Annotated in this window: 19 protein-coding genes and 2 pseudogenes; 15 read left to right on the top strand and 6 right to left on the bottom strand. The window is 59.9% G+C overall.

Translation table 11 applies throughout. The features are described from left to right. Window positions 1–2 precede the first annotated feature (2 nt). From EOE18_RS10490 to EOE18_RS19005, 9 genes and pseudogenes are all read left to right on the top strand, one after another. Complete coding sequence (locus EOE18_RS10490) at window positions 3–3,245, top strand: efflux RND transporter permease subunit (protein WP_127709253.1); 3,243 nt, start codon at window positions 3–5, stop codon at window positions 3,243–3,245. Window positions 3,246–3,309: 64 nt separating this feature from the next. After that, window positions 3,310–3,804 (top strand): SRPBCC family protein, encoded by a 495-nt coding sequence (locus EOE18_RS10485; protein ID WP_127709251.1) that lies wholly within the window; start codon window positions 3,310–3,312, stop codon window positions 3,802–3,804. 74 nt (window positions 3,805–3,878) lie between these two features. Continuing rightward, window positions 3,879–4,190: a TFIIB-type zinc ribbon-containing protein gene (locus tag EOE18_RS10480; RefSeq protein WP_127709249.1), complete on the top strand. Its 312-nt coding sequence runs from the start codon at window positions 3,879–3,881 to the stop codon at window positions 4,188–4,190. 122 nt (window positions 4,191–4,312) lie between these two features. Beyond that, complete coding sequence (locus tag EOE18_RS10475; RefSeq protein WP_246027386.1) at window positions 4,313–4,744, top strand: hypothetical protein; 432 nt, start codon at window positions 4,313–4,315, stop codon at window positions 4,742–4,744. A 1-nt stretch (window position 4,745) separates the two neighbouring features. Next, entirely contained in the window at window positions 4,746–5,351 is a 606-nt protein-coding gene (locus tag EOE18_RS10470; protein WP_127709549.1) for a cation efflux transmembrane domain-containing protein, read from the top strand. Between the two features lie 11 nt (window positions 5,352–5,362). Further along, window positions 5,363–5,731 (top strand): CopM family metallochaperone, encoded by a 369-nt coding sequence (gene copM, locus EOE18_RS10465; RefSeq protein ID WP_127709247.1) that lies wholly within the window; start codon window positions 5,363–5,365, stop codon window positions 5,729–5,731. Window positions 5,732–5,795: 64 nt separating this feature from the next. Next, window positions 5,796–8,306, top strand: coding sequence for a heavy metal translocating P-type ATPase (locus EOE18_RS10460; RefSeq protein WP_127709245.1), 2,511 nt, complete (start codon window positions 5,796–5,798; stop codon window positions 8,304–8,306). Window positions 8,307–8,361: 55 nt separating this feature from the next. Continuing rightward, a pseudogene (locus EOE18_RS18795) lies at window positions 8,362–8,727 on the top strand (MgtC/SapB family protein); the annotation flags it as partial. 6 nt (window positions 8,728–8,733) lie between these two features. Then, window positions 8,734–9,045, top strand: a complete 312-nt coding sequence (locus tag EOE18_RS19005; protein ID WP_425464291.1) for a DUF305 domain-containing protein — start codon at window positions 8,734–8,736, stop codon at window positions 9,043–9,045. 24 nt (window positions 9,046–9,069) lie between these two features. Here the strand turns inward: EOE18_RS19005 and EOE18_RS10450 are convergent, their stop codons facing one another. The 6 genes from EOE18_RS10450 to copC all read right to left on the bottom strand — a co-directional run bounded on the left by EOE18_RS10450 (window position 9,070) and on the right by copC (window position 14,568). Beyond that, the gene (locus EOE18_RS10450) at window positions 9,070–9,519 is read right to left on the bottom strand and encodes a hypothetical protein (RefSeq protein ID WP_127709241.1); all 450 of its coding nucleotides are present in this window, start codon (window positions 9,517–9,519) and stop codon (window positions 9,070–9,072) included. Between the two features lie 55 nt (window positions 9,520–9,574). Further along, a complete protein-coding gene (locus EOE18_RS10445) occupies window positions 9,575–10,003 on the bottom strand; it encodes a DUF411 domain-containing protein (RefSeq protein WP_246027385.1) in 429 nt (142 codons plus the stop codon). A gap of 58 nt (window positions 10,004–10,061) precedes the next feature. Continuing rightward, window positions 10,062–10,784, bottom strand: a complete 723-nt coding sequence (locus EOE18_RS10440) for a PepSY domain-containing protein (RefSeq protein ID WP_246027384.1) — start codon at window positions 10,782–10,784, stop codon at window positions 10,062–10,064. Window positions 10,785–10,816: 32 nt separating this feature from the next. Next, window positions 10,817–13,108 (bottom strand): heavy metal translocating P-type ATPase, encoded by a 2,292-nt coding sequence (locus EOE18_RS10435; protein WP_220445999.1) that lies wholly within the window; start codon window positions 13,106–13,108, stop codon window positions 10,817–10,819. Window positions 13,109–13,206: 98 nt separating this feature from the next. Continuing rightward, a complete protein-coding gene (gene copD / locus EOE18_RS10430) occupies window positions 13,207–14,133 on the bottom strand; it encodes a copper homeostasis membrane protein CopD (RefSeq protein ID WP_127709237.1) in 927 nt (308 codons plus the stop codon). A gap of 3 nt (window positions 14,134–14,136) precedes the next feature. After that, a complete protein-coding gene (gene copC / locus EOE18_RS10425; RefSeq protein ID WP_246027383.1) occupies window positions 14,137–14,568 on the bottom strand; it encodes a copper homeostasis periplasmic binding protein CopC in 432 nt (143 codons plus the stop codon). 93 nt (window positions 14,569–14,661) lie between these two features. On the opposite strand from copC, the gene EOE18_RS10420 reads away from it, so the two are divergent. The 6 genes and pseudogenes from EOE18_RS10420 to EOE18_RS10395 form a co-directional block, all read left to right on the top strand. Next, window positions 14,662–14,931 carry a hypothetical protein gene (locus EOE18_RS10420; protein ID WP_127709235.1) on the top strand — a complete coding sequence of 90 codons (270 nt, stop codon included), beginning with the start codon at window positions 14,662–14,664 and terminating at the stop codon, window positions 14,929–14,931. 1 nt (window position 14,932) lies between these two features. Next, window positions 14,933–15,367 carry a periplasmic heavy metal sensor gene (locus tag EOE18_RS10415; protein ID WP_127709233.1) on the top strand — a complete coding sequence of 145 codons (435 nt, stop codon included), beginning with the start codon at window positions 14,933–14,935 and terminating at the stop codon, window positions 15,365–15,367. Next, window positions 15,364–15,930, top strand: coding sequence for an RNA polymerase sigma factor (locus EOE18_RS10410; RefSeq protein ID WP_127709231.1), 567 nt, complete (start codon window positions 15,364–15,366; stop codon window positions 15,928–15,930). The genes EOE18_RS10415 and EOE18_RS10410 overlap by 4 nt, the downstream gene beginning before the upstream one ends. Window positions 15,931–15,995: 65 nt before the next feature. Further along, window positions 15,996–17,909, top strand: a complete 1,914-nt coding sequence (locus EOE18_RS10405; RefSeq protein ID WP_127709229.1) for a copper resistance system multicopper oxidase — start codon at window positions 15,996–15,998, stop codon at window positions 17,907–17,909. Continuing rightward, entirely contained in the window at window positions 17,906–18,985 is a 1,080-nt protein-coding gene (locus EOE18_RS10400) for a copper resistance protein B (RefSeq protein WP_127709227.1), read from the top strand. The genes EOE18_RS10405 and EOE18_RS10400 overlap by 4 nt, the downstream gene beginning before the upstream one ends. Before the next feature lie 23 nt (window positions 18,986–19,008). Next, window positions 19,009–20,220, top strand: a pseudogene (locus EOE18_RS10395) (PAS domain-containing protein); the annotation flags it as partial. Between the last annotated feature and the right edge of the window lie 213 nt (window positions 20,221–20,433).

Below are 20,433 nucleotides of genomic sequence, written 5' to 3'. Positions count from 1 at the left end.
CGATGATCGCCCCAATCGTGAATTGGGCGGTTCACAAGCGCTGGCTCGTCCTGCTTCTGACCGCCATAGCCGCCGTTATCGGCGCCGTCGCCCTGTATCGTCTCCCGATCGACGCGGTGCCGGACATCACCAACAATCAGGTGCAAATCAATATCAAGGCGCCTGCCCTTTCGCCCGAACTGGTCGAAAAGCAGGTGGCCTTTCCTATCGAAACAGCACTCGCCGGTATCCCTGGCCTTGATAATACGCGATCGCTTAGCCGGAACGGTTTTGCGCAGGTCACGGCTGTTTTCGATGAATCGACGGACATTTATTTTGCCCGGCAACAAGTCGGCGAGCGTCTAACCGGGGTTTCGGAAAATCTCCCCAAGGGAGCTGTCCCTGAAATGGGTCCGATTTCCACGGGTCTGGGCGAGGTCTATATGTGGACCGTCAAGCTTCAGCACCGCAAGGACGACAAGCATCTGCCCGGTGAACCCGGCATGCAGCCTGACGGAAGTTATATCACCCCGGAAGGCGACCGCCTCACTGACGAGACTGAACGGGCCACATATCTGCGTACCACGCAGGACTGGATCGTAAGCCCATTGCTGAAGAACACCAAGGGCGTCGCCGGCATCGACTCCATCGGCGGCTATGTGAAGCAATTTCAGGTTGTCCCCGATGTCCAGCGGCTTGCCTCGCTAGGCCTCACCCTCACCGATCTCGGCACTGCGCTCGAACGCAATAACACCAGCGTTGGCGGCGGATTTGTCAATCGCAATGGTGAAGGGCTGGCTGTTCGCTCCGACGCCCTTGTCCGCAACGCCAACGAATTGTCGCGGATCATCGTCGCCACGCGCGACGGGACGCCCATTACCCTTGGCCAGGTTGCTGCCGTCAAAACCGGGCAGGCCATACGTATGGGTTCGGCATCCGAAAATGGCACGGAAGTCGTCGTTGGGACTGCCATCATGCGTATCGGCGAGAATAGCCGTACCGTGTCGACGGCCGTAGCAGACCGCTTGCAGGAAATTCAGGCATCGCTTCCGCCTGACGTCGTTGTGCAACCGGTCCTCAATCGAACCGCACTGGTTAACTCAACCATCAAGACGGTCGCGAAGAATCTGAGTGAAGGTGCACTGCTCGTCATCGTCGTTCTGTTCGCTCTGCTCGGAAATTTCCGCGCCGCACTCATCGCCGCGATGGTCATTCCGGTGACGATGCTGCTGACCGGATTTGGGATGCTCAAAGCCGGCGTGTCTGCCAACCTTATGAGCTTGGGCGCTCTCGACTTCGGTCTTATTGTCGATGGTGCCGTCATCATTGTGGAAAATGCGCTCAGTCGTATGGCGCATCGCCAGGAACATGAAGGTCGCGTGCTGACCCTTCATGAGCGGTTGAATGTTGTCGCATCGGCGGCGCGCGAGATGATCCGGCCTTCGGTCTATGGCCAGGCCATCATTATCCTTGTTTATGTCCCGCTGCTCACCCTGACAGGTGTCGAGGGCAAGACCTTCGTGCCAATGGCGCTTACCGTCATTATCGCGTTGGTTTTTGCCTTTGTTCTCTCACTGACGGCCGTCCCGGCAGCGATCGCTATCTGGCTGTCCAATCGTGTCGATGAGAAGGATGGTCGGATCATGAGCTGGCTGAAGGCCCGCTATGAACCCGGTCTCGACAAAGCGATGAACCGGCCAACCTTGACCATAGGCACGGGTGTCGGCGGTTTCGTGCTGGCCATCGCGGCGTTCATGTCGCTCGGCCAGGTCTTTCTTCCCCAACTCGATGAAGGCAATCTCCTCATCCAGGCCCTTCGTATCCCTGCCACCTCTGTCCAGCAGAGCCAGGCTATGCAGGTTCCCATCGAGAAGATGCTTACGGCTCAAAAGGAGGTGCAGTTCGTCTTCTCCAAAACAGGCACGTCCGAACTTTCGTCGGACCCCATGCCGCCCAACGCCACCGATATGTTCATCATCCTCAAGCCTCGCGACCAATGGCCCGACCCGAGTCTCACAAAGGCGGATCTAGTCGCTCGCTTCGAAGCCAACCTGAACAAATTCCCCGGCAACGCATATGAGATCACACAGCCGATCCAGATGCGCTTCAATGAGCTGATTGCTGGCGTGCGAGGCGATCTAGCGATCAAGGTGTTCGGCGACGACTTCAACGCCATGAACGCCACCGCAGAGAAGATCGCCAGCGTTCTCAGGCGCACTCAGGGCGCTGCGGACGTCAAGGTCGAGCAGACCACGGGTCTTCCCATGCTCGATATCCGGGTAAATCGCGATGCCATGTCCCGCGTCGGTGTGACTGCGCAGGACGTACAGGACATCGTGACCGCAACTTTGGGCGGTCGCGAGTCCGGGATGATCTTCGAAGGGGATCGGCGCTTTCCGGTGGTGATCCGTCTATCGGAAGCCCAACGCGCTGACCTATCGACGCTACAGCAGGTCCAGGTTCCTCTTCCTGGGGGCAAGTTCGTACCCCTCGCGAGCGTCGCCGACATCAGGATCGTGGATGGTCCAAACCAGATCAGCCGTGAGAATGGAAAACGCCGTGTTGTGGTGCAGGCGAATGTTCGTGGACGCGACATCGCCAGCGTCGTGGCAGATGCGCGGGCTACCATCGCCAAGGACGTGCGCCTGCCAGCAGGCAGCTATCTCGTCTGGGGCGGCCAGTTTGAAAATCTGGCCTCCGCGCGCGAGCGGCTGCAACTCGTGATCCCGGCCTGTTTCGTACTTATCCTGATGCTCCTCTATGGGGCGCTCGGGTCAGCTCGCGACGCGGCTATCGTCTTCACGGGTGTTCCTCTGGCCCTGGTTGGTGGCGTGCTGCTCCTGTTCTTGCGGGGCATAGACTTCTCCATATCTGCCGCTGTGGGCTTCATCGCGTTGTCCGGTATCGCGGTGCTGAACGGCCTCGTCATGGTCTCCTCCATTCAGGAACTTATGCGACGAGGAATGGACAGGGCAGAGGCCGCCCGAACCGGAGCGATCCAACGTCTTCGCCCCGTCGTGATGACGGCATTGGTCGCAAGCCTTGGCTTCGTGCCGATGGCCTTGGGGACAGGTGCTGGCGCTGAGGTCCAAAAGCCTCTCGCGACCGTGGTTATTGGCGGTCTCATCTCGGCAACGCTGCTCACCTTGTTTGTGCTTCCGACGCTCTATGCCCGCTACGGCCGGCGCGAGATTCCTCTCTACGAGGATCTTGAAGAGCATGAAGAGCTGCAAGGCGGCGAACAGCATCCGCAACCTCAACACTGATGAGCGAGGGTGAGGGCATGTGCGTCATGGTCTCCCCGTCCTCGAAGACAGTGAGAATTCGAACATGATTGAGGAAACCGTTTTTATGGCGCCGATTTCACAGTTGAGGAGCTGGAGCTTCATTTCGGAGCTTGCCGGATATGAGCATTGGCATCCGCACTATCGGTTCGGTCGGCTCAATGCTCAGGCAACCCACGCCCAGCTCTCGTTTCGGTTGTTCGATTGGCGCCGGGTCAGGCTATGGGTCGAGATCGACAATATCAACAAGCCGCAGGGGTTCGGTTGGCGCGGGCAGATCAGCAGCTTTTTCAAGTTCAGCGAGCGCTACGAAATCCTCCCCGCAAAGACCGGCTCAGAAGTGCGCCATGTCTTCGAAATCCGAGGCGGGCTGGGCAACATCTCGGGCTGGCTCTCGCGTCGCACCATACGCGAAGAAATGCAGGAGCATGATTTTGCCCTGCTGAAAGCCCTCAAGAAGCGCGCGTTACGTCCGCCCCACGGCAAGACGCAACTCAAACTCGTATCGACGGCCCCGACACGCGGATCGGCCAATGACTGAGCCGAATCCTCGTTCCGTTTCACCGATCGCATCGGCGCGCCGCCGTCGGCGCGCCCCATATGAAAGGATTAGTCATGGTAGATAATGCTGCCCATCAAGGCCTGCCTTGCCCCGTTTGCAAAGTCGATCTCGTCATGAGCGAGCGGCAAGGCATCGAAATCGATTATTGCCCGCAATGCCGGGGCGTCTGGCTCGATCGCGGCGAACTCGACAAGATCATCGAACGCAGCATGGCCGAGCAGCCGGCCTATCAGGAACCGAACAGCACGCTGGGCATGTTCGGTGACAAACATGGCCGGAGCGGCAAGCATGGCAGCGGCCACGGGAGCAGCCACGGCGGCGGCCATGGTGGGCGCAAAGGCTTCCTGCGTAACCTGTTCGACTGATCGAATATGAACCGGCCACCGCACCGATTTGAGCCTTTCGGGACGTGCGAGATGGCCCGCGCCATGGGCGCCGCGCCCCCTCGGGCGCCCATGGCGATAGATATGCACAGCGGAGATGTTGGATGAGCAAGTGGAGGACTAAAGGTTTGTTGCCGCTGCCCTTGCTCGTTCTGGGGGGCGCAGCGGCGATAGCCGTTCTGACGGCATGTTCCGAACAATCTGCCGGCGATGATCCCGACGGAAAGCATGATCGCAGTTCGCTGCCGGCGCTGATCGGTGAGCAAATCTACGCCTGTGACGACGGCTACAAATATGACGCCGACTTTCTGGCTGACGGTCTGACCCTGGATATTGCTCGGCTACCCGCCGAAAAGCCGGTGCGACTGTCGGCGCCGGCAACTGGCCTGACCTATGTGGGCCATAATCTCAACGTCTCCATCTCGGGCAGTGGCGCACTGACGATGACCCGTCCTGATCGCAAGGCTGTGCGGTGCCTTCGCATCCGCTCAGAACAGGCCATTGGGAACTCCATGAAGGAGGGTGCAGGTGGCTGAGATCCCTCCCAATTCACCCTCGGCAATCGAACGACGGACCCTTTGGATCGTCTTGCTGTTGAATGCGGCCATATCGGCGGCTTTTTTTGTCACTGGATTGGTCGGCGATTCAAGCGCGTTGATCGCCAATGGTGTCGATAATCTCTCAGATGCCGCCGTCTATGCGCTCAGCATTGCGGCTTTAACCCGTGGCCCGGCGTGGAAGACCCGCGCAGCTTCTGTGTCAGGGATCATGCTGCTGGTCTTTGCCGTGGGCATCCTTGCCGACGTGGTGCGTCGCTATCTCTACGGCAGCGAGCCGATCGGCAGTGATATGATGGTCATGTCGGCAATAGCGGGGGTGGTCAATTATGTCTGCCTCAGACTGCTTCAGAAACTTGACGCCCCCGACGTCAATCTGCGGGCAGCCACAACCTTCAGCTTCAACGATTTCGTCTCGAACGGCGGAATATTGGTCGCCGGCGGCTTGGTCATTTGGCTGAAAACCAACTGGCCCGACCTGATCGTCGGATTTCTGACGGCCGCCATAGCCATCAAGGGCGGTCTCGAAATTCTCAAGGACGCCGGGAATGAAGCGAGCGCAAATCGAGAGGCAGGGCTGAAATGACATCATATCGAATGAAGGGCGTGACGCTCATCGGGCTGAACATGGCCGTTATGGCAATATCCTCGCCGGCGGCGGCGCAGCATGCCGATCACCAACGCGCATCGCCTGCCCCTACAGAGGCTGCTTCGACCACCGAATATCGGGCCGTCAACAGCCAGATGCATGGGGCGATGGACGTCCCATTTTCAGGTGACGCCGATGCGGATTTCATGCGCGCCATGATTCCCCACCATGAAGGGGCGATCGCCATGGCCGAGGTCGAACTGAAATATGGGCGCGACCCAGAGGTTCGGCGCCTCGCCAGTGAGGTCATCAAAGCCCAGCGGAAGGAAATCGCAGGAATGCGCGCCTGGCTTGCCAATCATGGGCTGCAGAAATGATCAGGCGCGGCTCAATCCACCCATTTGCTCTGCATGAAGCAATCGAAAGATCGGAGATGGACGCATGACCGAGAAGCTGAAACTCGATATACCGCTGGTGCTGCCGGAGGTAGCGGACACTGCCGATGCTTGCGTCGGTCGCTTGCTGAAATCCATCGAGGGAAGGGCAGGGGTCGAAACGGCGCATGTCGTCGCGGCCGTCGATGGCGCGCCGGCAAAGCTGTGCGTCCACTACGACCCCGACCAGCTTTCAATGCAGCGCATCCGCGACTTCGTTCAGAGCGCGGGTGCCTCGATCAGCGACCGCTATGGCCATGCCCATTGGGACATGACAGGTATCGGGCATCAACGTCGGGCCAGGACCGTGGGCGATAAATTACGCGGTCTCCCCGGAGTGCTGGAGGCCAGCGCGGATGCATCGGGCAAGGTTCGGGTCGAGTTTGATCGGGAAGAGACTTCCGACAAGATCATCCTGTCGGGGCTGGCTGGGATGGGCGTCAGGCCGATCGCTCGTACCAAGGCGCAAGAGGATCATTCAGGGCATTCCCACGGCTCGGAAAAGGCGAAGGCTGAGGAAAGCCATGCTGGACACGACCATGGCAGCGAAGACGGTGACCATGAACATGGTGGCATTTTCGGCGCCAATACCGAGCTGATCTTTGCGCTGCTGTGCGGTGCATTGCTGGGGATAGGCTATGGCATCGAAAAGCTGTTGGTCGGGGCGCCATCGTGGTTGCCGACGGCCTGCTATATCGGAGGTTATTTCTTCGGCGGCTTTTTTACGCTGCGCGAGGCCATCGACAATCTGAAACTCCGCAAGTTCGAAATCGATACGCTTATGCTGGTCGCGGCTGCCGGTGCCGCCGCGCTTGGAGCCTTCGCCGAAGGCGCGTTGCTGCTCTTCCTCTTCAGCCTGGGTCACGCGCTCGAACACTATGCCATGGGGCGCGCGAAGCGCGCGATCGAGGCGTTGGCAGAGCTGGCACCAAGGACCGCCCTGGTTCGCGGCAAGGATGGAAGCACCCATGAAGTCCCGGTGGAGGAACTAGCGATCGGCGACGTCATCGTCGTCAAGCCGGATGAGCGGGTGGCCGCCGACGGCTTCGTCATCAAGGGGACCAGCGCAATCAATCAGGCTCCTGTCACGGGCGAGAGCATGCCCGTTGATAAAAAGCCGGTCGCGGACGCCGCAGCTGCGCGCGCAAACGTCGATCGGCTAGATGCAGAGTCTCGCGTCTTCGCCGGTACGATCAATGGCAGCGGGCTGCTCGAAATCGAGGTGATACGGCTTTCGAGCGAAAGCACGCTCGCCAAGGTGGTCAAGATGGTGAGCGAAGCAGAGACGCAGAAATCGCCGACCCAACGATTCACCGACAAGTTCGAGCGTGTTTTCGTCCCGGCTGTTCTCGCGCTGGCCTTCATCCTCCTGTTCGCGTGGGTGGTGGTCGATGAGCCATTCCGCGACAGCTTCTATCGGGCCATGGCGGTGCTGGTGGCGGCCAGCCCCTGTGCGCTCGCCATCGCAACGCCCAGTGCGGTTCTGTCAGGGGTGGCCAGGGCAGCGCGCGGTGGCGTGCTGGTAAAGGGTGGCGCGCCGTTGGAGCTGCTGGGTTCTCTCAACGCCATAGCCTTCGACAAGACGGGGACACTCACCAAAGGCGAGCCGCGCATCCAGAAAGTCATCACCGCACCCGGTGTTGAAGAGGAAGAACTGATGGCCATCGCAGTGGCGGTGGAATCGCTGAGCGATCATCCGCTCGCGCAGGCGATTGCGCGCGATGGCAGGGACTATGTTCGAAATAGGCCGATCCCGGAGGCCAGCAATCTGAAAAGCATGACTGGGCGGGGTGTTTCAGCGCTTGTGGACGTTGATGAAGTGCTGATCGGCAAGGCGGAAATGTTCGGGAACGATGGCATTCCGCCGCTTTCCACGCAAATGGCAGAGGCGATCGAGGAGCTGCGCAAAGGTGGCTTCACATCGATGATCGTGCGCCGGGATGGTCAGGATCTCGGTGCGATCGGGCTGTTGGATACGCCGCGTGAGGCGGCGCGCGCTACCCTTGAGAAGCTGCGGGCGCTCGGCATCGAGCGCATGATTATGATCTCTGGCGACAATCAGCGGGTGGCGGATGCCGTCGCCAAGCAGGTCGGCATCGACGAGGCGTGGGGCGACCTCATGCCCGACGATAAGGTTGAGGCGATCAAGAAGCTGAGGGCGCAGGCAAAAGTCGCCATGGTCGGGGATGGTGTCAACGACGCACCTGCCATGGCCACGGCTACGGTCGGAATTGCGATGGGCGCGGCCGGGTCAGACGTTGCTCTCGAAACGGCCGATGTCGCATTGATGGCCGACGACCTTGCGCATCTGCCATTTGCCGTTGGCCTCAGCCGACATACCCGATGGATCATTCGCCAGAATGTGTTCGTAAGCCTGGGCGTCGTAGCCTTTCTGGTTCCAGCGACTATCCTTGGGTTGGGCATCGGGCCAGCGGTGGCTGTCCATGAAGGCTCGACACTTTTGGTCGTAGTCAACGCGCTGCGGCTCCTGGCCTATCGCGACGGGACGAAGGAATGAGCCGGCGGTCTATAGCAACGGTGTCGTTGCGGCGCCGGATAGCGCCGCGATGATGCTGATCGCGCCGTCCTGGTGGGAGACCGCCACCCACATCCTCAGCTTGGGCGCAGCCTACGCGCTCGCGCTGCCGGTGGGGTGGGACCGGGAAAAGGATGAGCGGAGCGCAGGCATCCGCACCTTTCCTCTCGTCGCCATCGCCAGTTGCGGATTTGTGCTGGTCGGCATCGCTATCCTTGGTCGGACGTCGCCTGCGCAGGCCCGAATCCTTGAAGGCTTGATAACCGGCGTCGGTTTCATCGGTGGCGGCGCGATCCTGAAGCATCGCGGCAAAGCGTCGGGCACCGCTACGGCGGCCAGCCTTTGGGCGACCGGCGCGCTGGGCGCGGCCGTAGGATACGGCCTTTATGACATCGCTGTGGTCACCCTCATGATGGTAGCGCCAATGGCCGTGCTGATGCTGCTGTTTATGCGGCACATGTACCGATCAAACACTGCCAACGGGATCGTAGCCGGACTCGCGATCGCCGTGTTTGCTTTTGGTTGGTTCGGCATGCGGGGACAGATTGCAGTTGGCGACGAACAGCTGGTTCGCGCCATGATCCCCCATCACTCAGGCGCAATCCTCATGTGCCGCCAAGCCAAGCTCTCTGACCCGGAAGTGGTCAATTTGTGCCGCAACATCATCCAATCACAGGAACGCGAAATTGCGGACATGAAGCGTATCGAGCAGCGCCTCTAAGAAATGGACACACGGCGCGCGCTATCAGAGTGGCGAGCGCGCCCTCCATCGGCAGGCAAGAGCTGCAGCCCATAACAGCGGTGGCCCTATAAGGAGCCAGTGAAAATCCGAGCCGATCACAAAATTGACGACGACCATGAGCCCCACTCCGGTCGAACCGGCCGCGGCGAGCAGAGCTTCTCGCGCCAGCGATGCCCCCTGCTCAAGGCTAAGCGCGACATATGCGGTCACGAAGCCGCTCGCGGCAATGAACCCTCCGAGAACAATGAAGACGAGGCGGAGCCATCGTCCGAGTCCAGGAGAGTTCAAAGCTGTGTTCGCGGTGCTCAGCCCAATAAACCGGACGTCCTCGGGCAGAAGCGGCGGCCGGAAGAGAGCGAAGTAGGCCCGCAAGCCGACAAGCCAGACAGCACTTGCCAGTAGCAGGATACGGGCCGCGCGGTCGGCCGGCTTCGCCGGTTTGGTCCGTCGCATGGCAGATATCCCCCCGTAAGCTCAGCTTCGGGCCTATTGCACGTCAGGGATCCGTTCAATGACGAGCGAACACCCGGCTGCCTGAGGGTCCGAAGGCGATGACGTTGTAGTGCTGCGCCGGAACTCCAGGAACATCCATTCCCGCCGACCCCAATGGCATTCCAGCAACCGCGAGACCGCGCACCCCCGCCGGCCGCATTTTCAGAACCCGCTGCATATCGGCGATGGGCACATGTCCTTCAAAAACGATGCCGTCGATCACTGCGGTATGGCAGGATCCGAGGTTTGCCGGGAGCCCGGAAGCCCGCTGAAAACTACTCCGATTGCGATCGTCGATGACACGGACTTCTCGGCCAAGCGCGCGCTTGACTTGCGCCGCCCATTTCTCGCAGCACCCGCATCCGGGATCGCGATGCATCACGATATCGGTCGCGGCCAGCGCCGGCGTCGCCAACAGCGCCAGCGCGTAAATCATCTTTCTCATCGCAAATCTCCTGTTCAATCCAGGTTAGGAGGATGCACCGTTCGCTCATTGTGGCAGGTCAAATTGCGGACCGCCTGCGCCGCAGTTTCAACGGAAAACGCATTATGAGGAGCATGAAACCGGTCAGCGCGAAGAGCAAACCAGACGCAGCAAAGGAAACGAGCCAGACATTGTTGAAGTTGTCGTGCTCCTTCCAGTCCATGATATGCAGTCCCCAGAGAAAGTCGTAGATTCTCCAGGTGTCGGTCCTGACCGCGCGGACCTGGCCCGTATCCGCCCCCACATACACGTGCGTGCTACCATCGAGAGTTACCCGCCACGCTGGCAAGGGCCCACGAAACTCTGGGGAGGTCCCTTCGACCTGCTCGACCGCGACCGAAGGATTAGCCGTTCCCTTCCAACTCCGTAGCGCAATCGCGGCTGCAGCATCCTTGCCGATCGGCGGTAAGCGATTGGCTGTATAGGGATCGACAAGCGCGGATTTACCGCCGCCCGTGACCTCTGCCGTCAGGCGCCCCCCCTGAATCCGGAACGTCACCGCTTCCACCGGCCCCTGCGCAGCTGCGACCACGTCCTCCAGTGGTCGGACCCCTTGAACTTTGCCCAGGACTTCGTGGCCAGTACGATTGACCAGGTGCTCCCCTCTGACCACCTCAATTGGCAGAACACTCATCACCAGCCCGCTGGTCATCCAGATCAGAACCTGCAGACCTACGATCAAAGCAAACCACTTGTGCAAGCGGCTGGCCGCAAGATGGATTTTTGTCTTAACGGATCTCATTTGCAAAGTTTGTCCCGGCGTCGACGCTGGTTTCAGATCGCGGTTCGATTAAGCCGCAGTGCGTTGGTCACGACGCTGACCGAAGAGAGGGCCATGGCCGCCGCCGCGATCATCGGCGAGAGCATGATGCCGAAAACAGGGTAAAGCAGGCCCGCGGCGACCGGTACACCCGCCGCATTGTAGATGAACGCGAAGACCAAGTTCTGCCTGATGTTGGACATAGTCGCCTGGCTGAGGCGGCGCGCTCGAACGATCCCGGTCAGATCGCCCTTGAGCAGGGTCACGCCGGCGCTTTCGATCGCGACATCGGTCCCAGAGCCCATCGCAATGCCGACATCCGCCGCTGCAAGGGCGGGAGCATCATTCACGCCGTCACCCGCCATGGCCACCACCCGGCCCTCGCGCTTGAGCCGGGCAACAACGGCGCTCTTCTGATCGGGCAGGACGTCGGCCTCAATCTCGTCGATGCCCAGCCTACGGGCGACGGCTTCGGCGGTCGTGCGATTGTCGCCGGTTAGCATGACGACACGGATGCCCTCACGCCGCAACGCTTCGAGCGCTTCGGGCGTGGTCAGCTTGACCGGATCGGCGATGGCGATAGCACCGCCGGCCTGCCCGTCGATCCCCACGAAAATGGCGGTCGCGCCTTCGCGGCGCAGCTCGTCGGCAGCCGAGGCGAGCGGCGCGGTATCAATATTTTGCTCAGTCAGGAACCGGGCATTGCCAAGCACGATCCGCTTGCCTTCGACCGTTCCCATGGCGCCGCGACCTGTCGGAGAGTCGAAGTCGCTGACGGGCAACAGCGCGACGTTTCGGGCCTTTGCAGCCTCGACGATGGCGAGCGCGAGGGGGTGCTCGGAAGACTGTTCGACGGCGGCCGAGAAGCGCAGCACGTCGTCCTCGCTGTAACCTGTCACAGGCACGATCGCTGTAACCGCGGGATGGCCTTGGGTGAGCGTGCCGGTTTTGTCCACGACCAGCGTATCGACTTTCTCCATGTGCTCGAGCGCTTCGGCATTCTTGATCAGAACGCCAAGCCCGGCTCCGCGGCCTACACCCACCATGATTGACATGGGCGTGGCCAGACCCAGTGCACAGGGGCAGGCAATGATCAGCACGGCGACAGCTGAGACCAGCCCGTAAGCGAAGCGCGGCTCAGGACCCCAGATCGCCCACCCCAAAAAGGCCAGAACGGCGATAGCCATCACCACTGGAACGAACCATCCCGACACCTGGTCGGCCATCCGCTGGATCGGCGCGCGAGAGCGCTGCGCTTCAGCCACCATCTGGACGATCCGCGCAAGCATGGTGTCGCGGCCGACCTTTGTTGCAGCAATCACCAGCGCGCCGGTCTGGTTGAGCGTGCCGCCGATGACGGTGTCGCCCTTGGTCTTGGTGACAGGCATGGACTCGCCGGTGACCATCGATTCGTCGAGCGACGAGCGGCCGTCCTCGACAGTGCCATCGACTGGCACCTTTTCACCGGGACGGACCCGCAGGCGATCGCCGACGGCAATTGCCTCTAGCCCTACCTCTTCGTCGCTGCCGTCAGACCGCAGACGCCGCGCGGTTTTCGGCGCAAGGCCGAGCAGCGCTTTGATCGCGCCTGAGGTCCGTTCGCGCGCCCGAAGTTCAAGTACCTGGCCAAGGAGCACCAGCACGGTGATGACCGCAGCAGCCTCGAAATAGACCGCCACGCTGCCATCGGAATTGCGGAAGGCCGGCGGGAATAGACCGGGGGCAAGCGCTGCGACCATGCTGTAGCCCCAGGCAACCCCGGTGCCCATCGCGATGAGCGTGAACATGTTGAGGTTCCGCGTCCTGAGCGACGCCCAGCCCCTCTCGAAAAACGGCCAGCCAGCCCAGAGCACCACCGGCGTGGACAACACCAGTTGAATCCACGTTGACAGTCGCATCGGCACGAGATGGTGGATCGCGGGGAGCAGGTGCCCACCCATTTCGAGGAGGAATACCGGCAACGCGAGCGCGAGGCCGATCGAGAAGCGCCGGGTCATATCGACCAGTTCAGGGCTCGGGCCGCTGTCGAGGCCCACCTCGGCCGGTTCGAGCGCCATGCCGCAGATCGGGCAGGCGCCGGGGTGATCCTGCCGCACTTCGGGATGCATGGGGCAGGTCCAGATCGTTCCCGACGGCGCTTCGACCGGTGCCTGCGGGGTCAGATACTGCTCGGGATCCGCGACGAACTTGGTTCGGCACTTGGCGCTGCAGAAATGGTACTCGCGGCCGGCATGGGTCACGTGGTGCGGGCTCGTCGCCGGATCGACCTTCATGCCGCATACGGGATCGAGGAAAATGCCCTCCATTTCGCCTTTCGGGCGGCCCTTGCCCTGCGAGTGATGGCAGTCCGAATGATCATGGGTCATTTTGCAAGCCTGCCTTAAGCTATTCAGTAGAGAGGAGGTTACTGGATCGATGGGAACGGCGCCAAGGTTCCGAGCCAAGCCACCAAGAACAATATCACAACGCCTGCGGTCAATTCGAGAATAATGCTACGTCGCAAGTTCTCAATCGCAGACCCTTCCTCACGCCTTTTCAAAGCATCTCGAAGTGCGGGGGTGAGGCGGAACCTATTGAGCGATGCCAATCCCAGCATGACAGCGAAAAGAATAAGCTTAAGGATCAACAGTTGGGCATAAGGGGCGAAGAGGGCGTCGCGCAGACTACCTTCTTTCAGGATGTACCAGCCATTCGTCAAACCGGTTAAAATTAGAACCGAGACCAGAACCGAGCCTGTGGCCGCAAAGTTTGCAAGCGCTCTGTAGGTCGCGCTTGCCGCTGAATCTTGACGCCGACGCACTGCGTTCAGCATCGAGAGAAATCCTAGCAAGGCACCGATCCACGCTGCGGCTGCAATTAGGTGAATTATGTCTGCGACCAGATGTACCCATCCTCCAGGACCATCCGTCGCCGCCCCGTGGCCAGACCAAGCCAATGTCCCAAGTGCGACTGCACCGGCCATTGCCTGCAAAAACCATCCAGCCGAATGTCTGGCGAGCGCTGCGGCAGCTAGTATCGCTGCTGCCAATATTGCAAAAAGCCGTACTTTCAGCGCCAAACCAAGCGAAGTCTGATCCAGCAGCGAACTAACAATAGTGGCATCGACATCGAAGAGCGTCGATCCAGTCATCGTCGCAACCTGCATGGCGAAACCGAGCACGGACAAGCACATTGCACAAAGCGCTAGAACCAGGACGATCCATGCTTGGGGCACACTTGCGTTCGGGAGATCATCGGACCTGGAGAGGCGCGCGAAAATTGGCAAGCCCGTGACAAGCGCCAGACTGAGATAGAGCACCCAGCGCAGGCCAATGATCTCCCAATCTGCCATTTGTCAGCGAACCGTGAACGTGGTGGTCCCGGTGATGCGGTGCGTGTCGCTCGATACGACATGCCATTGCACGCTGTAGGTGCCAGCCATCAGCGGTCGACCAAAGGTGGCCATCAACGTCTTGCCATCTTCGCTGACCGTCGTCTTGTACCCGCTCATCTTCATCGTGTGATTTGGCATACCGGGCATACCAGTCATGGTGACCTCCATGCCTGAAACAGCTGCGACAAGCTGCTCACTGAAAGTGAAAGCGATTCGATTGGTCGGCGCAACAACCGCCTTGTCATCGGGCGCCGCCGTCACAAGTCGGGGATGAGCCAATGCGGGAGTGGCAATCACGGCAGTCGCGACGAGAGCGCCGGCAACGAAGTTTCTTATATTGAGCATGAATGTCTCCATCAGGGCTACAGGGAAGCGTGTATCCAGAATACGCACGCCTCTGTCGCACCCCTCAAAAAAATTTACGTCGGGCTGGTGAGGGTTTTTGAGCTTTGCTGCGTATTAGACGGTGGATATGGGAGACCGGCCATGACAGACCTTGATCAACTTCTTGGACTACTGCGTGACGAGCCAGTGCACCCGCGCCTCGCGCTGATTGATGATGCAGTCATGGCCGAGCTTGCTCGGCGTAAAGCTATCGCGCCTATCAGCCTGGGCGGTTTAGGGCTCGCAGCCGTCGCTGCTCTGTTATTCGGTTTGGGTGGTACTATGATCTCCGGCGTGCCTGCCGTTGCGGCGCCGATCTCACCACTTGGCGTGCCTGCAGCGCTCGCGCCATCCACTTTGCTGACGCGTTGATATGGCTTGGCGCAAGACCCTCGTTTTCGCAATTGTTGCGTTCGCGTTTGGGATGATCGGAGCTCTTGTCGGACAGACGTTGATCCGCTCGGGAACGCCCGAAAGCGAGCTTCACGATCTACTCCACCACCAACTCAACCTCGACGCAAAGCAGCAAGCGCAGATCGACGTCATTGAACAACGTTTTGCAGTCCGCCGCCGGGCATTGGAACTCGAACTACGTGCGGACAATGCGCACCTGGCTGACGCAATCCAAGCCGAGCACGGGTACGGGCCCCGGGTGTCAGATGCTATCGATAGGTCCCATGTCGCGATGGGACAGATGCAAAAGGAAACCCTTGAGCACATCTTCGCGATGCGCTCGGTGCTGACAACAGAGCAATCGGCGAAATTTGACAAAGAGATCGTCAATGCGCTCACAGGGAAGGATCGGTGACGCTCCAGGTCGCTGACTTAGATGATCGGGATCTGGCTTCTCTCGCGAGTGGCGGAAATCACGTAGCGTCGACAGAATTGGTGCGCCGCCATCGCGACTGGGTTTATCGGCTGATACGCTCGCAAATTGGCGATCCAGACGAGAGTCTGGATGTGACCCAGGCCAGCTTCGTAGCGGCTTTTGGAGCACTGGAGCGTTTTGATCGAGCTCGGCCATTCAAGCACTGGCTCGCGCGAATTGCATTAAATAAATGCAAGGACTGGAAACGGCGTGCGCTAGCCAGACGCTTTTTTTCTGCTGCTGCGCCATTGGCGGAGGTCGAAAACGTGGCAGACCAGACGCCCGGAGTTGAAGCCGTCAGTGCGGACAAGTCTGAACTGCGACGAACTCTTCGCGCGATTTCGGAACTACCGACGTCACTACGTGAGCCGCTCGTGCTCCGCACGATTGACGAACATTCGCAGGCCGACACAGCCAAAATTCTGGGGATCACTGAAAAGGCTGTAGAGGCGCGTGTCCGCCGGGCGCGCGCACGCCTTGCCGAGAAACTCAAAAAACTTTGAGGGGTTGAGCATCGGACTGCGTATTCATTCGCAGCCCCCCCGATCTCAGAGGTTTTTACGCCCCCATGAAAGCTACCGTTGGACGTCGAGAAATACTGCGCGGATCCGCCCTGATCGGTGGCAGTTTGGCGTTGTCATCCTTCTTCCCGACCTGGGCGCGCACCGTGTCAAGCGGAATTACCGCTCCTTTGCCGACAGTTAGCGGACAAGACATCGACCTTACCATTGCCCGCCAGTCGATGATGATTGACGGAAAGACGTTTCAGGCGATCGGCGTGAATGGCACAGTCCCTGCCCCGTTGATCCGCCTGCGTGAAGGGCAGCGGGTCCGGTTGAGGGTCAACAATCGCCTTGATGAGGACAGCTCAATTCATTGGCACGGGCTCCTGGTTCCCCCCGAACACGACGGCGTGCCTGGGGTGTCGTTCCCGGGCATCCGGCCGGGGGACAGTTACCTCTACGAGTTCGACGTAAAGCAGAACGGCACTTACTGGTATCACAGTCATTCGGGGATGCAGGAGCAAGAGGGGCATTACGGGCCCATCGTCATTGATCCAGCAGGACCAGATCCAGTCCAATATGACCGGGAACATGTGATTGTTCTTGCGGACCACAGCCCTCTTTCACCCGCCGCAATTTTCCGGCGACTCAAGGTGAATCCCGGCCACTTCAACTTTCAGCGCCAAACGCTTTCCGGTCTACTGGCCCGACGCGATCAACCTCTCAAGGAGCGGCTCGACTGGGGCAAGATGCGAATGGATCCCGCTGACGTCTCTGACGTCACAGGTTCTACCTATACGTTCCTGGTGAACGGTCACGGGCCGCAGGATAACTGGACCGCCTTGTTCTCACCCGGCGAGCGAGTGAGGCTCCGGATCATCAATGCCTCAGCGATGACTACCTTCAACGTGCGCATTCCTGGACTGACGCTACAAGTCGTGCAGGCCGATGGGCAGAACGTAAGGCCCCTCGATGTGGACGAATTCCAGATTGGCGTCGCGGAAACCTACGATCTTGTAGTCCGTCCCGCTGATGCAGCCTACACATTCGTGGCTGAAGCGGTGGATCGCTCGGGCATGGCGCGGGCCACTTTGGCGCCTCGCCCAGGAATGTTGGCGGCAGTTCCGGAACTGCGAAAACGCCCTCTCGCTACCATGAAAGACATGGGCATGGACATGCCGGGAATGGAAGGCATGAACATGAGCGGACGTGGCGTCGATCCGAGCGCTGAGCAAAACGCCTCTTCTCGCCTTGGCGGGTCGGCCAATGCGGCAACGGCCACATCGACAAACGGTAAGACCCCCGCCGGAGGCATGGCTGAAATGGGACATTCCGAGATGGCCGGGATGGATCATGGCTCGATGCAGGAGATGGGTGCCTCGTCCTCCGCCGCCACTGGTCATTCAGGCCATCAAATGGGTTCCATGAAGATGCGGGATTTCGGCAACGCGCCGCAGGTGAGGCGCGATCCCGGGGTCCAGACCATCTCGCCTATGCCCGTCGATCGGATGGGGGATCCTGGTCAGGGCCTAGAGGAGGTTGGGCACAAGGTTCTCGTTTACAAGGACCTCGTCTCTTTGGAACGCAATCCTGATGTCAGGGCACCGTCGCGCAGTCTCGACATTCATCTAACCGGCAACATGGAGCGCTTCATGTGGTCGTTCGACGGACAAAAGATGTCGGCCGTACACGACCCTATTCCCTTCACGGAAGGCGAGCGGGTTCGGATAAACCTCATCAACGATACGATGATGGCACATCCAATTCATATTCATGGGCACTTTTTCGAGCTTGTCACAGGGCATGGAGATCACTCGCCGCGCAAACATACAGTGATCGTCCAGCCTGGCGGAATAGCAACGTGGGACTTTACAGCTGACGCTGTTGGAGATTGGGCGTTCCACTGCCATCTTCTCTATCACATGCATGCCGGCATGATGCGGGTGGTCAGCGTACGTCCTAAAGGGGCAGCCGCATGAGCCCGCTTCGGACCGCGCTCCTCGGATCGGCACTGGGAATCTCGACATCGGTTTGGGCCCAGGATCACTCAATGCACAACATGCCGGGCATGGAGATGCCTGCCCCAAAAAAAGTCAAGCGAGCGGAAACTCGTAAATCGACAACCGCACCTGCGGCCCCTGAGAAACCCGAGGCGGCACCTGCTCCCGCAGCTTTACCTGCGACCGTGGTGCCCGATCACAGCACTATGGACCACGGTTCCATGGACCATGGCTCGATGGATGGCATGCAAATGCGGGACCAGGAGGCAGTCGCGTCACAAGGCGATATTGCCGTCAGCGGTACGGATCAACCGGCAGGAAGTGCGTCCCCGCCGCCTGCGCCGATGGATCATTTCGCTGACCGCAAGTTCCCTGCTGCCGAAATGGCCAAGGCCCACGCCGAAATGATGCAGGAGAGTGGAGGCCAGACGTTTGGCGCAGCCATTCTCAACATCGCGGAATTCCAGGCACACCGCGGTCGCGACGGCTATCGCTGGGACGGCGAGGCCTTCTATGGCGGCGACATCAATCGCCTGTGGGTCAAGAGCGAAGGCGAAGGCGAGCTCCGTCGTGGCCTTGATAGCGGAGAAGTGCAACTCCTCTACAGCCGCGCCATCGACCCCTACTTCAATCTACAGGTCGGCGTCCGCCAGGACATTGGACCAGCGCCGCGGCGTACTTACGCGACGATTGGTTTCGAGGGTCTCGCTCCAGGAATGTTTGAAGTCGAGGGCGCGCTGTTCTTGTCCAACAAAGGCGATCTGATCGGTCGTGTTGAGGGATATTACGACCAGCGCATCACGCAGCGCCTTATCTTGCAGCCGCGTGTCGAAGTGAACTTCTCTGCACAGGACATACCGGAGAACGCGATCGGCTCCGGTATATCCAATGTCGAACTCGGGGCACGGCTCAGGTACGAATTCTCGCGGCAATTTGCACCGTACATCGGCGTTTCATACTACCGAAAGCTCGGAGACACGGCCCGCCTTGCACGTGCGGCAGGCGAGGACATTCACGCGACAAGCTTCGTGGCGGGGGTCCGGTTCTGGTTTTAGTTAAATAGCAAGGTAAGGGGGGCATGGAAGAGATCGCTGGCGATAGGATGGAGCACGGGGCATTAGCGCAACTTGCGTTTGCGCAGTCGTCCAAGCATGTTCAGTTGCTTCTCGACCCCGTCGGCACCGTACTCGCAATCAACGAAGAGATTTGGCGAGCTGAACAATGGACGCCTTCCGACTGCATTGGTCATTCGCATGCTCTGTTCTATTCAGCTGACGAGGTCGCCCAGGGGCTGCCGGCGGCAGATCTGGAGACTGCTGCCCTAATCGGTGCGCATGAGCGAGAATTGTGGCGCCTGCGTCGATCGGGCACGGAATACCTGGCTCGAACGACGATTACGGCCTTGCGAGAAGATGGCCACCTGCGCGGATTCCATGTCATTGCCAGGGATATCACCGACGAGGCTGCTGTACGAACGGCAAACGACACGAGAGAACAGCACCTCCAATCGATCCTGGATACCGTGCCTGACGCGATGATCGTGATCGATGAACTGGGCCAGATCCTGTCATTCAGTGCGGCGGCCCAGCGGCTCTTCGGGTATGACGAAGACGAGGTCGTGGGTCGCAATGTGCATTGCCTCATGCCCTCACCTGATCGAGAGCGGCACGACGACTACATCAGGCACTACCGCAATGGCGGCGATCGCCGAATTATTGGCATTGGGCGCACCGTCACCGCGCGGCGCCGCGATGGCACTGACTTTCCAATCCAGCTGTCAGTAGGTGAAGCTGGGCATGATGGAGACAGGGTATTCACTGGGTTCATTCGCGATCTGAGTCAGCAGGAACGTGACGACCTTAAAATGCGCGAGTTGCAGGCGGAGTTGGTTCACGTTTCCCGCCTGAGCGCGATGGGCACCATGGCGTCGACGCTGGCTCACGAACTGAACCAGCCCTTGACGGCCGTCGCCAACTACCTGGAAGAAACGCGCGACATCATTGCAGAACCCGGTGAGTTGCCACTTGAAATAGTGAAGGAAGCTCTTTCCGAAGCGGCGAAGGAGGTGTTTCGCGCTGGCTTCATCGTGCGGCGCTTGCGTGAATTTGTCGCGCGCGGCGAGGTGAACAAGAGCGTCGAGAATGTACCGCAGATCATAGACGACGCCGCGCACTTGGCACTGGTTGGCGCGCGCGAGCGCGGCATTCGGACGCTGCTCGATCTCGATCCCAAGGCCAAACACGTCCTCGCCGACAAAGTCCAAGTGCAACAGGTGCTGGTCAATCTCATGAGTGTTCGGCGTCAGCACCTATGGCCCAGAAAAGGGGTTGCGGATAATGGAGGGATTGGGTCTCGTCGTAGTGACGTAAGGAACGCAGATGAGACCCAATCCCTCCAGCCCAAAATCGGCTGCCAAGCTCGCGAAGAAGCCTGCCGAGGCCGTGGTGAAAGATATTCGCCGCGCCACACGCCGGCATTTCTCGGCTGAAGACAAGATAAGGAT

This window comes from Novosphingobium umbonatum, assembly GCF_004005905.1.
Lineage (GTDB): Bacteria > Pseudomonadota > Alphaproteobacteria > Sphingomonadales > Sphingomonadaceae > Novosphingobium > Novosphingobium umbonatum.
Note: the sequence above shows the minus strand (reverse complement) of the source record. Positions and strands in the feature narration are given on the sequence as shown.

What these genes read in the sequence shown, in the direction of transcription:
- EOE18_RS10490 (WP_127709253.1), top strand. Translation starts at nt 3, where the DNA reads ATGATCGCCCCAATCGTGAATTGGGCGGTTCACAAGCGCTGGCTCGTC.
- EOE18_RS10485 (WP_127709251.1), top strand. Translation starts at nt 3,310, where the DNA reads ATGATTGAGGAAACCGTTTTTATGGCGCCGATTTCACAGTTGAGGAGC.
- EOE18_RS10480 (WP_127709249.1), top strand. Translation starts at nt 3,879, where the DNA reads ATGGTAGATAATGCTGCCCATCAAGGCCTGCCTTGCCCCGTTTGCAAA.
- EOE18_RS10475 (WP_246027386.1), top strand. Translation starts at nt 4,313, where the DNA reads ATGAGCAAGTGGAGGACTAAAGGTTTGTTGCCGCTGCCCTTGCTCGTT.
- copM (WP_127709247.1), top strand. Translation starts at nt 5,363, where the DNA reads ATGAAGGGCGTGACGCTCATCGGGCTGAACATGGCCGTTATGGCAATA.
- EOE18_RS10460 (WP_127709245.1), top strand. Translation starts at nt 5,796, where the DNA reads ATGACCGAGAAGCTGAAACTCGATATACCGCTGGTGCTGCCGGAGGTA.
- EOE18_RS19005 (WP_425464291.1), top strand. Translation starts at nt 8,734, where the DNA reads ATGATGGTAGCGCCAATGGCCGTGCTGATGCTGCTGTTTATGCGGCAC.
- EOE18_RS10450 (WP_127709241.1), bottom strand. Translation starts at nt 9,519, where the DNA reads ATGCGACGGACCAAACCGGCGAAGCCGGCCGACCGCGCGGCCCGTATC.
- EOE18_RS10445 (WP_246027385.1), bottom strand. Translation starts at nt 10,003, where the DNA reads ATGAGAAAGATGATTTACGCGCTGGCGCTGTTGGCGACGCCGGCGCTG.
- EOE18_RS10440 (WP_246027384.1), bottom strand. Translation starts at nt 10,784, where the DNA reads ATGAGATCCGTTAAGACAAAAATCCATCTTGCGGCCAGCCGCTTGCAC.
- EOE18_RS10435 (WP_220445999.1), bottom strand. Translation starts at nt 13,108, where the DNA reads ATGGAGGGCATTTTCCTCGATCCCGTATGCGGCATGAAGGTCGATCCG.
- copD (WP_127709237.1), bottom strand. Translation starts at nt 14,133, where the DNA reads ATGGCAGATTGGGAGATCATTGGCCTGCGCTGGGTGCTCTATCTCAGT.
- EOE18_RS10420 (WP_127709235.1), top strand. Translation starts at nt 14,662, where the DNA reads ATGACAGACCTTGATCAACTTCTTGGACTACTGCGTGACGAGCCAGTG.
- EOE18_RS10415 (WP_127709233.1), top strand. Translation starts at nt 14,933, where the DNA reads ATGGCTTGGCGCAAGACCCTCGTTTTCGCAATTGTTGCGTTCGCGTTT.
- EOE18_RS10405 (WP_127709229.1), top strand. Translation starts at nt 15,996, where the DNA reads ATGAAAGCTACCGTTGGACGTCGAGAAATACTGCGCGGATCCGCCCTG.
- EOE18_RS10400 (WP_127709227.1), top strand. Translation starts at nt 17,906, where the DNA reads ATGAGCCCGCTTCGGACCGCGCTCCTCGGATCGGCACTGGGAATCTCG.